A 13,648-nucleotide genomic window follows, 5' to 3' on the forward strand; every position below is an offset into this window, starting at 1 on the left:
ATGCCTGCTGAAAAACGGAGCGCCGGTGATCGCTGGCTGACAATCGTTGGCATTGGAGAAGACGGTTTAGCCGGTCTTGGCGACGCGGCCAAGCAGGCGATTGGCGAGGCCGAGATCGTCTTCGGCGGCAAGCGCCACCTTGAACTCGCGGCAGACGCGATTTCCGGCGAAGCGCGGGCATGGCCAAGCCCGTTCGACGCGGCGATGCGCGACGTGCTGGCACTTCGCGGCAGACGGATTTGCGTGCTCGCCTCAGGCGATCCGTTTTTCCACGGCGTAGGCGTAACACTGTCCCGGCATGTTCCTGCATCCGAAATGCACGTCTTTCCCTCGCCCTCCTCCATGTCGCTTGCCGCGGCACGGCTTGGATGGGCGCTACAGGATGTCGAGCAAATCTCGCTGCATGGACGGCCCATCGATCTTATCCGGCCACTTCTTCACACAAAGACGCGCATTCTCGCGCTCACGTCGGATGCGGACGGTCCCGCAGCAATTGCAGCGCTTCTTGCTGAAAACGGCTTCGGCCAGTCGCGCCTCTCGGTTATGGAAGCCTTGGGCGGTGAAAACGAGAACATCCGAAGCGCCACCGCCTTCAGCTTCGATCTGAAAAACATCAATCCGCTCAATATCTTGGCGATCGAAGTGGAATCAGAATCGCAAGCGCGAATCCTGCCGCTGACATCCGGCCTGCCCGACGATCTTTTCGAGAATGACGGTCAGCTCACCAAGCGTGAAACCCGCGCCGTCACGCTTTCATCGCTGGCTCCGAGGCGCGGCGAACTTCTATGGGATATCGGCGCTGGCGCAGGCTCGATCTGTATCGAATGGATGCTCGCCCACCCCTCCATGCGCGCAATCGCAATTGAATCCGTACCAGATCGCGCGGCGCGCATCAGGCGCAACGCCGGCACCTGCGGCGTCCCTAGCCTCACCCTCGTCGAAGGAACAGCCCCTCAAGCGCTCGCTGGACTTGAACAACCCGACGCGATTTTCATCGGCGGCGGCGGCAGCGAAGCAGGCGTTCTGGATGCCGCAATCGATGTGCTCGGCTCAGGCGGCAGGCTCGTTGCAAACGCGGTCACGCTGGAAATGGAACAATTGCTTCTCGCGCAACATGCGGCGCGCGGCGGCGAACTTCTGCGCCTCTCAGTTTCCCGCACAGTTCCGGTCGGCGCGATGCATGGCTGGCGTCCCGCAATGCCGGTAACGCAATGGGTTTGGGTGAAGCCATGATCGTTGCAGGAATCGGTTGCCGCAAAGGCGCGACTGAACACGAAGTTCTGGCTGCAACTCACGCGGCTCTATCCACCCACTGCCTCGCCAGCACGCGACTTTCAGCACTCGCGACCATTCAGTTGAAAGCGCAGGAAACGGGCATCATCGCTGCCGCCAGGACACTCGCAAAACCGCTGCTGATCGCCAATGACGACGCGATTGCTGCCGTAGACGCCAAACTCCTCACCCGATCCGAGGCGTCCCTAAGCGCTGCTGGAACGCCATCAGTGTCCGAGGCATCGGCGCTTGCCATTGCAGGCAAAAATTCGCGTTTGCTTGGGCCTCGCCATGTCGAGGGCGACGTCACCTGCGCCATCGCTGTCAGCGGAGACGAGCCATGACCGTCCATTTCATCGGCGCCGGACCGGGCGCTGCCGACCTCATCACCGTGCGCGGCTCAAAATTGCTCGCCGCCTGCCCGGTCTGCCTCTATGCCGGCTCCATCGTGTCGCCCGAACTGCTGGATTACTGCCCGCCGAACGCGAAGCTGATCGATACTGCGCCGATGTCGCTGGACGAGATCGAGCGCGAATATGTGGCAGCGCATCAGGCCGGACAGGACGTCGCGCGGCTTCATTCCGGCGATCTTTCCGTCTGGAGCGCGGTTGCCGAGCAGATGCGCCGTCTGGAACGCAACGGCATTCCCTACACGCTGACGCCCGGCGTGCCATCCTTCGCCGCAGCAGCAGCAGCCCTTGGCCGCGAACTGACCATTCCCGAAGTCGCGCAAAGCCTTGTGCTGACGCGCATTTCGGGACGTGCTTCGCCCATGCCGCAAGCCGAGACGCTCAAAGCCTTCGGCGCGACCGGCGCGACGCTGGCGATCCATCTGGCGATCCACGCAATCGACCGCGTTGTCGCGGAACTCACGCCGCTTTACGGCGCGGACTGCCCCGTCGCCATCGTCTTTCGCGCTTCCTGGCCGGAAGAGCGCATCCTGCGCGGTACGCTCTCGAACATCGAGGCGATGCTTGCAGAAAACCCGATAGAGCGCACCGCGATCATTTTCGTCGGAAAGTCGCTGGCCGCCGAAGGATTTCGCGAAAGCTCGCTCTACGATGCCTATTATCAGCGCCGCTTCAGGGGGCGTGAGGGTCCATGAGCGGATGCGAAGGGCGCTTGCCCCATCAACTGGCCTTCACGGTCGAATATCAGGATTTCAAGTTCGATCTCCGGCGCGTTGAATGCGCCCGCCGCCGTTTGCCAGGCGCTTGCCGCTATCGCGTTTCCAATGTCCACGCCCTCCGCGACCGCAAGCTGAAACGCCTCGGCCACCATATTCGCAGAGCGTATCCGACCGACAAGATCGGCGCTGGCCCCGGCAGTCTCCGCGACATTTGCCAGAGCATCGAGATCCGCCGCGCCGCGCTTGGAATGAACGTCGAGCATGCCTTGGGCGAGCTTGGTCATCTTGGCGACGCCACCGGCAATCGTCACGCGCTGCACCGGATGCGCACGAATATATTTGACCATCCCGCCGACGAAATCGCCCATATCGATCAACTGCACCTCATGCAGATCGTGGAACTTCTGGACCGCCATTTCGGATGCGTTGCCCGTAGAGCCAGCGACATGGCTGAACCCCATAGCGCGCGCCACATCGATGCCGCGATGGATCGAGTGAATCCAGGCCGAGCAGGAATAGGGAATGACGATACCCGTCGTTCCCAGAATGGAAATGCCGCCAAGAATGCCCAATCGCGGGTTGAGCGTGCGTTGCGCCATTTCCTGCCCGCCCTCGACGGAAATTTCGACTTCGAAATCCACTGCATCTCCGGCGATCTCGCCAATCGCCTGAGCGATCATCTTGCGCGGCACGGGGTTGATCGCAGGCTCGCCGGGCGGGATCGGCAGACCGGGCCGCGTTACCAGCCCGACACCCTCACCGCGCTTGAAGATAATGCCGCTTCCGGCAGCACCCATTCGCACCGTGCTTGTGACCAGCGCGCCATGCGTGACATCCGGGTCGTCACCGGCATCCTTGATGATGCCGACCTGCGCTTCGCCATCGCGCAGTTCCCAATTGGCGAGCGCGAAAGCCGTAACATTGCCGCCGGGCAGCGTAATCTCGACCGGATCGGGGAAAACACCCGTCGCAAGTGCGGCGCACGCGGCCTTGGTGGCAGCGGTCGCGCATGCGCCGGTCGTCCATCCGCGCCTCAGTGGGCTTTCTTCTTCGCTCATGATCCGTTCTATAGGCTTGCGCGAGCCCTACGTCATCGGCGAAAGCGGCATTCATGAGTCTCGAAAAAGCAATCGCCCGCCTGAAATACACGCCGAAGAAACTCGAGCCCGGCCATGTGTGGCTTGCCGGTGCCGGTCCGGGCGATCCGGGACTGCTGACGCTCGATGTGCTTTCGGCGCTTTCCCAAGCCGACGCGCTGGTGCATGACGCGCTGGTGTCGCCCGAAATAGTCGACATCGCGAGCCAGGCCGAAAAATTCTTCGTCGGCAAGCGCGGCGGGCGGCTGTCGATCCCGCAGGGCGACATCAACGCTTTGCTGGTAAAGCTGGCCCGCGAGGGTCGCAAGGTCGTGCGGCTGAAGGGCGGGCACCCTTTCGTTTTCGGACGCGGCGCGGAGGAAGCGCTGGTGCTGACCCGCGAAAACATTCCCTGGCGCGTGCTTTCCGGCATCACTTCGGCGCTCGGCGGCCTTGCCTCGGCGGGCATTCCGGCCACTGTGCGCGGCGTCAACGGCGCGATCATCCTTGCCACCGGCTTTGCCGCCGCCTCGGACGACAGGCCGGACTGGACAGCGCTTGCTCGCACCGGCCAGCCCATCATCATCTATATGGGCCTTACGCATATGGCCGACACGGTGGCGGACCTTATAGCGGGCGGGCTGCCGGCCGACACGCCGGCAGCGCTGGTCGAGAATGCCTCGCTGCCGCAGGAGCGCACGGTGACCGCGACGCTTCGCACGCTGGTCGAAACCGCCGCGCGCGCGAATGTCGTGTCGCCCGTCCTGATCGTTATCGGCGGCATCGTCTCGATGCGCGCAGAACTTTTGGGCCGCCCATGACCGCGCGCGGTATCATCATAGGCGCGCCACGCTCCGGCTCAGGCAAGACTAGCGTCACCATCGGCCTTTTGCGCGCATTCGCGCGGCGCGGCATCAAGGTTCGCGGCGCAAAATCCGGCCCTGATTATATCGACCCAGCCTTTCACGCGGCAGCGACCGGCCGTCCGGGCGTCAATCTCGACAGTTGGGCCATGTCGCCGCCGCTTCTCAACGCGCTGGCAACGCAGGCCGCAGACGATGCTGAACTGGTCATCCTTGAAAGCGCGATGGGCCTGTTCGATGGCATTCCGGCCCCCGCCGGTCGCTCCGGTTCGGCGGCGGATCTGGCGCGGCTATACGGCCTGCCGGTGCTACTTGTGCTGGATGTTTCCGGCCAATCGCAAACCGCCGCAGCCATCGCAAAAGGCTTTGCCACCTATGATCCTGACGTGCGCATCGCCGGTGTCGTGCTCAATCGCCTAGGCAGCGAGCGCCATAAACGCCTGACCGGCGATGCCATCGAAGCGCTCGGCCTGCCGGTCATCGGCGCAATCCTGCGCGATCCCACGCTTTCGCTGCCGGAACGCCATCTCGGACTGGTTCAGGCCAGCGAACATTCCGATCTGATCGGCCATCTCGATCGCCTGGCCGACATGGCCGAAGCCTCGCTCGATCTCGACGCTATCCTCGCGCTGGCGGAACCGATTGCCCCATCGCAAGGCGATGCGAATGACGCCTTGCCCCCGCCCGGCCAGCGTATCGCGCTTGCTCAGGACGCCGCGTTCAGCTTCCTTTATCCGCATGTCGCCGCTCATTGGCGTGCCGCAGGCGCCGAAATGGTGCCATTCTCGCCGCTGGCGAATGAGGCACCGTCGATGGATTGCGATGTCTGCTGGCTGCCCGGCGGCTATCCAGAGCTTCATGCAGGAACGCTCGCGCGGGCAGAAAATTTCCGCGAAGGCGTGCGCCGTTTTGCCGAAACACGCCCTGTTCACGGCGAGTGCGGAGGCTTCATGGTGCTTGGCGAAAGCATCGTCGATGCCGATGGCGCTGCCCATAGAATGCTCGGACTTCTCGGCCACGCGACGAGCTTTGCCAAGCGCAAGATGAACCTCGGCTACCGTCAGGCGCGGCTCACCTCCAAATGCCCGCTTGGCCAGACAGATACGCTTATCCGCGGCCACGAATTCCACTATGCAACGATATTGGACAAGGGGGCGGATCAGCCGCTCGGAGAACTTGCCGACGGTCAGGGCAATGCGCTCGGCCCGTTCGGCGGCAGGCGCGGAAATGTCAGCGGCACCTTCTTTCATGCCATTGCGAGGGCCTGACGTATGAACATGCCGCCGCCCCGCACATTGGTTCAGGATGTCGCCTTCTGCGTCATATTCTTCACCCGCCTGCCCCTGCCGCGTCTTGATCTCGAAGGTATAAAGCTTGCCCGCGCAATCTGGGCGGCACCCTTGGCAGGGCTCATCGTCGCGCTGCTCGCAGGTCTCGTCTATGCCTGCGCGATTGCTGTCGGCCTTTCCACCGGCCCCGCCGCCGCACTTGCAGTCACCACCACAATGCTCACCACCTTCTGCCTGCACGAAGATGGCTTCTCGGACACCGCGGACGGGTTCGGCGGCGGCGCGACGCTCGATCGCAAGCTCGAAATCATGCATGACAGCCGCATCGGCAGCTATGGCTCTGCGGCGTTTCTCGTCTCGGTCCTGCTGCGCTGGAGCGCGCTTGCCGCTATCGGCGCGCCCTCGTCGGTGGTCGTCGCGTTGATCGCAGCACACATGGCCTCGCGCGGTCTGCTCCCGGCATTCATGCATATCACGCCGCTTGCCCGACAGGCAGGGCTCGCAGCCGTTGCGGGAAAACCGTCACGCGAAGTGGCCATTGTTGCCGCACTGCTGGGGCTGGCCGGTCTGCTGCTTCTTGGCCTGAGCACCGCATTGATCGCAATCATCATTCTCGCAATCTGCTTTTTCGGTTTCCGGCATTTGTGCATGAAGCAAATCGGTGGCCAGACCGGCGATACGCTGGGTGCGCTTCAACAGATCGCGGAAATTGCAATCTTTCTCATCGCGTCGGCAACCCTGTCCTGATTCAATTTCGGAGATTTTTTCTCTATGCCTTTCAAATCATTCGATGAACTTCGCGCTGCCTGCCTCGATCTCCCGACAGGAAACGTCGAAGCGGAACAGGCGGCACTGGCGCGTCAGGACACGCTGACGAAGCCGCAGGGAAGCCTTGGGCGCTTGGAATCGATAGCCGCGTGGCTGGCGCGCTGGCAGGGCCGCGAAAAACCACGCCTCGACCGTGTAAAAGTAATCGTCTTCGCTGGCTCGCACGGCGTCACTGCACAAGGGGTTTCGGCCTTCCCGGCTGAAGTAACGGTCCAGATGGTCGCGAATTTCGCTGCAGGCGGTGCAGCCATCAACCAGTTGGCGCGCGCTGCAAATGCCGAATTGTCGGTCATTCCGCTCGAAATCGAGCGCCCAACCGGGGATTTTACGCAAGAACTCGCGATGAATGAGGCCGATTTTCTTGAATCCGTCTCAAAAGGCTACGATTCCGTCGATGCAGATCTCGATCTGGTCTGCTTCGGCGAAATGGGCATCGGCAACACGACGCCCGCCGCAGCGATCGCAGCCGGGCTTTTCGGCGGCGATGTCGCGAAATGGACCGGACGCGGCACCGGCATCGACGATGCAGGTTTGAACCGCAAGATCGTCGCAATCCAGAAAGGTCTCGCCCTTCACACGCAAGCACTGAACGATCCACTGAAGCTCGCAGCCAGCCTCGGCGGGCGCGAACTCGCTGCAATCCTCGGTGCCGTCCTCGCCGCGCGCCATCGCAACGTGCCGGTTCTGCTCGACGGATTTGTCTGCACGGCTGCCGCAGCACCACTCGCACGCCTCAATAAAACCGGACTCGCCCACACACTTGCCGCCCACGTCTCAGCCGAAGCCGGGCATCGCGGCCTGCTGGAAGCGCTGGAACTCACGCCGCTTCTCGACCTCGGCATGCGGCTCGGCGAAGGATCCGGCGCGTGCCTCGCGGTCAACATCGTCCGCTCCGCGCTCGAATGCCACAACGGCATGGCAAGCTTTGCCGAAGCTGGTGTTTCCAACAAATAATCAGATCAGAGCCCTAGATAGAAACGCAGGCGGGACAGCACCCCCCTCTGCCCTGCCGGGCATCTCCCCCTCAAGGGTGGAGATCACTCCGTCATGAACCCGGAATACCAATTGCAGACCTTGCCGAATGAAGGCGGAGAGCTATGTCAGCCAATCTCCCCCCTTGAGGGGGAGATGCCCGGCAGGGCAGAGGGGGGTGCTGTCCCGCCGGCGCTTCTAAGAGCGTTTAATGCCCCGGCGCTTCCTCTTCGGAATCCGCCACATCATCTACCGGATCAAACGCAGCGCGCCATGATTTTACGCGCGTCGCCAGTTCGTCATTGCGCTCATATTCGGCGATCCGCGCCTGCTGGCGCAAGGCAAGCCGCATGGATGCGCGTCCGAAACGGTCGCCCGGCACCTCAAACCCATCAGGGCCGCGCCCGGAATTCAGCGCAGAAAGCACGCTCTCCTTGAGCAGAACCGTCTCGCGTTGACCATAATGCTCAAACAGGCGCTGAAACCGCTCATGTAAAGCGCCATCGAAAGCGCGCTCCTCACCCAGCGGCCCGACGACCGGGTTGCCCGGATGCAAAGCGCCGACCGGCAGCAGATCTGCCGGTATCGGCGTATTGGCCGAGTGCGTACGCCCGCTGCGCAGCAATTTCGGCAGCACATGCGTATGCGGTCCGGGTGGCGAAACCCCGCCCGTGTCCGGCCCGCCGATCTTTTGATAAACCTCGACGCGCCCGAGGTTTGTCAGCGCCACACGATGCGGATGCACAGACAGAATCGCCCCCATTGCCGGATTGTCATGCTCGAACAGCGAACGTCCGAGATGCGCCCGCAATACGCCGAGCAGCTTGGGATCGCTGGTGCGGATGCAGAAATCGCATTGCGGCAGTGAAAGTCCCATGTCGAACAATATGCCGGTGCGGTCGATACCCCGCACCGCGTCGTCGTCGGGACCAATTTCCGTCAAAACGTTGCGCGCATCGCGCCGTGCCTCGGCTTCCGGCAGGCAAAGCGAGATCGCGTGGCTCCAGCGATGCGGGCGCGGGCTGATCGTCTCGTAGGCAACCGGCACCACGCTATCGAGCATCTTGTGATCGAGGCTGATGCCGCCGCGCCGCGTCGCGCGCTTCAGCGCGTAGGAATCGTCGATGACAGCCGGTTCGTCGCGATCCTGATGGAATTCGGCGATCGCGCCGAACGTCCCCATGCTCCAGCCGGTCTGCCAGTCGATCAGCCCTTCGCGAACGAGTTGATGCAAATCTCCCGCCATCTGTTCCTCCCCTCAGTTTCGTTGCAAAAGACCTGTCGGCTGCACGATCAGCCCGTCCGCCTTGCGTTCGAGATAGGCTTCGACGCCATAAACCCGATGAAGATTGTCAGGCGTCAGCACGTCCTCCGGCGTGCCGTCGGCAGCGATTTTGCCGCCATCCAGCAGCACAAGCCGCGTGCACCAGCGCGCGGCGAGGCCCAGATCGTGCAGCGAAACGACGACGCTTTTGCCTGCGCCGGCCAGTTTCTGGAATGACTGCATCAAGCCGATCTGATGCGCAGGATCGAGCCCAGCGGTCGGCTCATCTGCCAGAAGAAGCGACGCATCCTGCGCCAGCGCGCGCGCAATCAGCACCCGCGCCCGCTCGCCGCCCGAAAGCGCGTTGGCAGGCCTGTCGCGGAAGCTTTCCACATCCATGTGTCGCATCGCGGCCTCGATCAGCGCCCGGTCCGTGTCGTCCAGCGCGGCAAAAGCCGGTCTGTGCGGCGCACGTCCAAGCGAGACCAGCATTTCCACAGAAACAGCCCAGCCGATCTCGCGTTCCTGCGGCAGATAAGCGACATAACGCGCCATTTCGCGCGAATTCATGCCTTTTGCCGGCTTTCCGGCAATCGATACGTCGCCTTTTGCCTGAACCAGCCCGAGTGCGGCGCGCAGCAGCGTTGATTTTCCCGCGCCATTCGGGCCGATCAACCCCACCAGTTCGCCTTTGCCGACATCCAACGAGACACCATGAAGCACTTCGGTTTTTCCAAGCGTGGCGCTGATATTCTTCAAGGACAGAAGCGTCATAGCAGCGACCTCCGTGTGCGGAAGACGAGCCAGAGGAAGAACGGCGCGCCGACGATCGCGGTCAGAACGCCGAGCTTCAGATCCTTTTCCGGCGCAATCAGCCGCACCAGAATGTCCGCTGCGAGCAGTACGATTGCCCCGCCGAACCAGCTTGCAGGCAGCAGCCTGCCCGGCCTCGCCCCGACAAGCGGGCGAAGCACATGCGGCACGACAAGCCCGACAAAGCCTATCGCACCCGCAACGGCGGTCGCAGCCCCGACCGATGCGGCAGTGCCGAGGATTGCCAGCAATTGCACATGCCTGAGATTGACGCCCATGCTGGCCGCCGCATCGGTGCCGAGCGTCAGAATGTCGAGCGATCGCCCAAGGCTCAAAAGCATCGCGCTTCCGGCGATGATGAAGGGTGCGGCCAGCCAGACATGGGTCATCGAGCGGTCGGTCAGCGAACCGAGCATCCAGAATACGATTTCGAGCGAGGCGAACGGGTTTGGCGAAAGATTGAGCGCCAGCGAGGTCATCGCACCCGCAAAGCTCGAAACCGCAACGCCCGCCAGAATGATGGTCAATGCCCCGCCGCGAAGCCCTGCCAGCGCCTGCACGACGATGACGGCAAGCACCGCACCGGCGAGCGCCGCAAATGGAAGCGCCAGCGGAAAGACCGCCGTCAGCCCTGAGTAGATCACGATGACTGCGCCGAGCGAGGCAGATGCGCTAACGCCGAGCAGCCCCGGTTCGGCCAGCGGATTGCGCAGATAACCTTGCAGGACTGCGCCGGAAAGCCCCAAAGTTCCGCCGATAAGCAGGCCCAAAATCGCACGCGGAAGGCGAATTTCGCGCATAATCAGCCCGATTGCATCGGCTTTTCCTGAAAAAAGCGCCGCGATACTGTCGGAGAACGCGATTGCGGCGGGGCCAACTGTCAGCGAAAGCGCAAACAGGATCGCGGTCGCCAGCGCGAGTCCCGCAAGCAGAAATCGGTATCTGGCGGTCTCGCTCATTTCGCCGCCTTTGACATCATGCGCACGGCCTCCAGCGTGAAAGGCGCGCCGCAGATCGTGTATTTGCTTGGCACGGAAACGCGCGTCCGATCCGTTGCGAGCGCCTGAAATGCCGGATGCTGAAAGCCCTGATCGGCGAGTGCCGGACCTTCATAATCGCCCGAACCGCCGACGATCAAATCCGGCCGCGCCATAATCAGCGATTCCAGCGGCAGTTTCACCGTGCCAGTCATTCCCAGTGTATCCGCCAGATTTGTCAGCCCGGAAGCCTTGACGATGGCATCGACCATCGTGCCGGAACCGGACGTGTAGCTGTTTGGGTAATAGAGCGCGACGGTCTTGCCCGTCGGCTCCTGTTTCGCCAATTCGGCCAAGCCGGTATCGAGTTCCGCCAGCAACTCCGCAGCCTTTGCCTGCCGGTCGAGCAGCGCGCCCATACGCAAAATATCCTGCCTTATGTCCTCGAACGAGTTGGACGGCGCAAATTCCTCGACGTGAAAACCGAGCCGTCTAAGCAGCGAAACGGTCGTGCGCGTGGTAAACGTGCCTGCAATCACCAGATCGGGCTGCATCAGGAAAATTTCCTCCGCCAGACCATGATTGACGACATAGCGACCGGCCTGATCTGCCAACACCGAACTCGTCTTGTCTCCCGCAAGATAGGACACCGAGTACAATTGCCCCTCGCCCGCAATCAGCATGGCAAGCTGGTCCGTGCAGACATTCATGGAAACGACGCGGCGCGGGGCTTCAGCGGCAAATGCCGCCCAGCTATTGAGGACCGAAACTATCAAGATCGCGATGATCCGTTTCATGCTTTTCTCCAGGCATCAGGCCTCAAGAGAAGGCCCGATGCTGAACCTCTCCGTTCAGAACGTTCGCGTAAAGCTCAGATTGAAGGTGCGTCCCGGTGCCCGGTAGTTTGTGACGGTGGCGTATTCCTCGTCGAACAGGTTTTCGACCGAGAATTTGAACTGCGATTGCGCATCGAGCGCATAAAGCGCGGTAAAATCCACGGTCACATAGTCCGGCAATTTTTCGGTGTTGGCCGCGTTGGAGTAGCGCGCCGCGCCATACAGGACTTTTGCCATCAGGTCGAGCTGCTCGGTCGGGCTGTAGGTGAGCTCGGCGGTCGCCTTGAAGCGGTCGCGGTTGGGAATGTATTTGCCATTGTCCTGATTAAGCGGCTCGCGGATGTCGATCGTGGCCTTACTGCTCCACTCGTCGCTAAAGCGGTGTGCCAGCGTCGCCTCGAAACCGGTTATGCGGGCGCGGGCGACGTTGAACGGGATCGGAGAAATGAAGGCGATCGCGTCAGTCAGCCACGTCTGGTAGAAAGCGAGATCGAGACTGGTGCCTGCCGTCGCCTGCCAATTCAAACCAACCTCATAGGAGCGGGATTTTTCAGGCTTCAGGTCTGGGTTTGAAAAGCCGGGATAGTAAAGATCATTGAAGGTCGGCGCGCGAAAACCAGTGGCGTAAGAAGAACGCAGTACGAGATCCGGCAGCACCTCGTAGCTCGCGCCGACATTGTAAGTGGTCGCCCCGCCGAACTGGCTGCTGTGGTCGTAGCGGACGCCCGCATCGACGCGCAGCGCCTCATATTCGAGCGAATATTGGCTGAACACCGCGGCCAAGTCGCGCGAATCTACAGCGAAATCGACGGTCGAATCGACATGTTCACGATAAGCTTCCACACCACCGGTGAAGATGTGATTGGCCTTGCCGGTATCGAAGCGTTTCTCAGTCGAGGCGAAGATGCCGTAGCGCTGCGTGTCAAATTGGCTGCTGCCAGGCACGTCGTCCCGGAAATTCGTCGAATAATCCAGGCCTGAACTCACCTCCACTGTCGAAGACCAACTGTCGGAATGAAGGACATGCGCGCCCAGTTTTCCGGCAAATGTAGTGGTATCGACTTCGTTGGCGAACGGGAATGTGTCATCGTACTGGCTGCGTCCACGTGCGAAAAGACCATCTGCGTAAAGCCGTCCCCAGTCGAAATCCTTCGAAAATGAAAGATTGGCCGAGCCTTGCAGGAATCCGTCATCATCGGGCTCATGACCCCAGGCGAGCGGCGTAGTGAAATCATAGCCGCGCGTACCGAGCAGGTTGCCACCGAGCGCATAGTTTACGCCGCTTTCGCTGCGTCCCTGAACCGTACCAGAAACATATCCGCCCCAGGGATGGGTGACGCCGGTTGTGAGCGTCGCGCAGGTGTTGCGACCGTCGGCGCAAGCACCGCCCTGCTTCGTTATGATGTTGACTACACCGCCCATCGCATCGGCACCGTATTGTGCGGAATGCGCACCCTTGGCGATCTCGATACGTTCAATCGAGGCAAGCGGGATATTGAAGATTGATGTCGTTCCGCTGGTGGCGGAGCTTGCCCGCACGCCATTGATCAGCACGAGCGTCTGCGTGGCTGACATGCCGCGCAGATAGACATTGGCCGACGCCCCCTGCCCTCCATAGGAAATGATAGAAACGCCGGTATAGGATTTCAACAACGAAGGCAGATCGGGCGCGGCCGACTGATCGATCTCCTTGCGGTCGATCACTGTAACTGACGAGGTTGAGCGCGCCAGCGTGGTTTCACGCCGTAGCGGCGTCGTGACGACGACCGGGTCGAGCCTGATTGCGTCCGCGTCGCGGTCGTCCGGCTCCTGCGCACCAGCATTATTCGAGAAAGCCAGCACCAATGCGCCGGCGTAAATTGTCCATTTCTGCATATCTGCCCACCCAAATGCATCGCGGGCGCCACACGCGCCCATGGTTTCAATCGAAACCGCACGGTCTGAACGGGTGAGAAATGGACGCAATGATTGCGTATCCCGGCCCTGCCAGCGCGCGGCAACACTTTTCAGATGTCACCGCGACGGAAAACCGCACCTGGCCGCGCCCCGCGCCCAAGCTAGATGACTGGAAAAGGCAGGTCTCCTGACTTCCGGGTCGTCGCCATCTTCCGCCTTCCCAACAACGCGAATGCGCCGTCAGTGGCTTAGTGGAAGCTTGCTCACCGGTTACAGTTGCGGGGGCAGTCGCGGCTTTGGCCTGAAGGCCTTACCGTGTTCCCTTTTGATCCGCTTGCGCGGAACCAATTCCAGATTGAACGCTAGCTGCGGGGCAACGATCAGTCAATTCGCTGCCGGGGCAAATGCTTACAAAAATGTAATGCTCATATTC

13 protein-coding genes and 1 riboswitch are annotated in these 13,648 nt (G+C 61.7%); of the genes, 7 read left to right on the top strand and 6 right to left on the bottom strand.

Features of this window, described 5'->3' with window-relative positions:
* The 3 genes from cbiE to cobM are packed head-to-tail and all read left to right on the top strand — an operon-like array spanning nt 1 to nt 2,377.
* The gene (gene cbiE, locus ABFT80_RS11375; RefSeq protein ID WP_347972023.1) at nt 1–1,233 is read left to right on the top strand and encodes a precorrin-6y C5,15-methyltransferase (decarboxylating) subunit CbiE; all 1,233 of its coding nucleotides are present in this window, start codon (nt 1–3) and stop codon (nt 1,231–1,233) included.
* Nucleotides 1,230–1,616, top strand: coding sequence for a cobalamin biosynthesis protein (locus ABFT80_RS11380; protein WP_347972024.1), 387 nt, complete (start codon nt 1,230–1,232; stop codon nt 1,614–1,616). The genes cbiE and ABFT80_RS11380 overlap by 4 nt, the downstream gene beginning before the upstream one ends.
* On the top strand, nt 1,613–2,377 hold the full coding sequence (gene cobM / locus ABFT80_RS11385; RefSeq protein ID WP_347972025.1) for a precorrin-4 C(11)-methyltransferase: 765 nt from the start codon (nt 1,613–1,615) through the stop codon (nt 2,375–2,377). Before ABFT80_RS11380 ends, cobM begins: the two co-directional genes overlap by 4 nt.
* On the opposite strand, the gene ABFT80_RS11390 is transcribed toward cobM, so the two are convergent.
* Nucleotides 2,344–3,459 carry a cobalt-precorrin-5B (C(1))-methyltransferase gene (locus tag ABFT80_RS11390; RefSeq protein ID WP_347972026.1) on the bottom strand — a complete coding sequence of 372 codons (1,116 nt, stop codon included), beginning with the start codon at nt 3,457–3,459 and terminating at the stop codon, nt 2,344–2,346. The genes cobM and ABFT80_RS11390 overlap by 34 nt on opposite strands.
* 53 nt (nt 3,460–3,512) lie before the next feature.
* On the opposite strand from ABFT80_RS11390, the gene cobA reads away from it, so the two are divergent.
* From cobA to cobT, 4 genes are read left to right on the top strand one after another with little or no spacing between them, the layout of a single operon-like run.
* Complete coding sequence (cobA, locus tag ABFT80_RS11395) at nt 3,513–4,298, top strand: uroporphyrinogen-III C-methyltransferase (protein WP_347972027.1); 786 nt, start codon at nt 3,513–3,515, stop codon at nt 4,296–4,298.
* Nucleotides 4,295–5,608: a cobyrinate a,c-diamide synthase gene (locus tag ABFT80_RS11400; RefSeq protein WP_347972028.1), complete on the top strand. Its 1,314-nt coding sequence runs from the start codon at nt 4,295–4,297 to the stop codon at nt 5,606–5,608. The genes cobA and ABFT80_RS11400 overlap by 4 nt, the downstream gene beginning before the upstream one ends.
* A gap of 9 nt (nt 5,609–5,617) precedes the next feature.
* Entirely contained in the window at nt 5,618–6,376 is a 759-nt protein-coding gene (locus ABFT80_RS11405; protein ID WP_347972216.1) for an adenosylcobinamide-GDP ribazoletransferase, read from the top strand.
* A gap of 24 nt (nt 6,377–6,400) precedes the next feature.
* A complete protein-coding gene (gene cobT / locus ABFT80_RS11410) occupies nt 6,401–7,411 on the top strand; it encodes a nicotinate-nucleotide--dimethylbenzimidazole phosphoribosyltransferase (protein ID WP_347972029.1) in 1,011 nt (336 codons plus the stop codon).
* A gap of 226 nt (nt 7,412–7,637) precedes the next feature.
* Here cobT and ABFT80_RS11415 read toward each other — a convergent pair whose 3' ends face one another.
* From ABFT80_RS11415 to ABFT80_RS11435, 5 genes are read right to left on the bottom strand one after another with little or no spacing between them, the layout of a single operon-like run.
* Nucleotides 7,638–8,675 (bottom strand): DUF6925 family protein, encoded by a 1,038-nt coding sequence (locus ABFT80_RS11415; RefSeq protein WP_347972030.1) that lies wholly within the window; start codon nt 8,673–8,675, stop codon nt 7,638–7,640.
* A gap of 12 nt (nt 8,676–8,687) precedes the next feature.
* Nucleotides 8,688–9,467, bottom strand: a complete 780-nt coding sequence (locus ABFT80_RS11420) for an ABC transporter ATP-binding protein (protein WP_347972031.1) — start codon at nt 9,465–9,467, stop codon at nt 8,688–8,690.
* The gene (locus ABFT80_RS11425) at nt 9,464–10,465 is read right to left on the bottom strand and encodes a FecCD family ABC transporter permease (protein WP_347972032.1); all 1,002 of its coding nucleotides are present in this window, start codon (nt 10,463–10,465) and stop codon (nt 9,464–9,466) included. Before ABFT80_RS11425 ends, ABFT80_RS11420 begins: the two co-directional genes overlap by 4 nt.
* Complete coding sequence (locus ABFT80_RS11430) at nt 10,462–11,280, bottom strand: ABC transporter substrate-binding protein (protein WP_347972033.1); 819 nt, start codon at nt 11,278–11,280, stop codon at nt 10,462–10,464. Before ABFT80_RS11430 ends, ABFT80_RS11425 begins: the two co-directional genes overlap by 4 nt.
* A 54-nt stretch (nt 11,281–11,334) precedes the next feature.
* Entirely contained in the window at nt 11,335–13,194 is a 1,860-nt protein-coding gene (locus tag ABFT80_RS11435; protein WP_347972034.1) for a TonB-dependent receptor domain-containing protein, read from the bottom strand.
* A 181-nt stretch (nt 13,195–13,375) separates the two neighbouring features.
* Nucleotides 13,376–13,579: riboswitch (cobalamin riboswitch) on the bottom strand.
* Nucleotides 13,580–13,648: the final 69 nt, after the last annotated feature.

The organism is Foliimonas ilicis (assembly GCF_039939195.1).
Classification (GTDB): domain Bacteria; phylum Pseudomonadota; class Alphaproteobacteria; order Rhizobiales; family Rhizobiaceae; genus Foliimonas; species Foliimonas ilicis.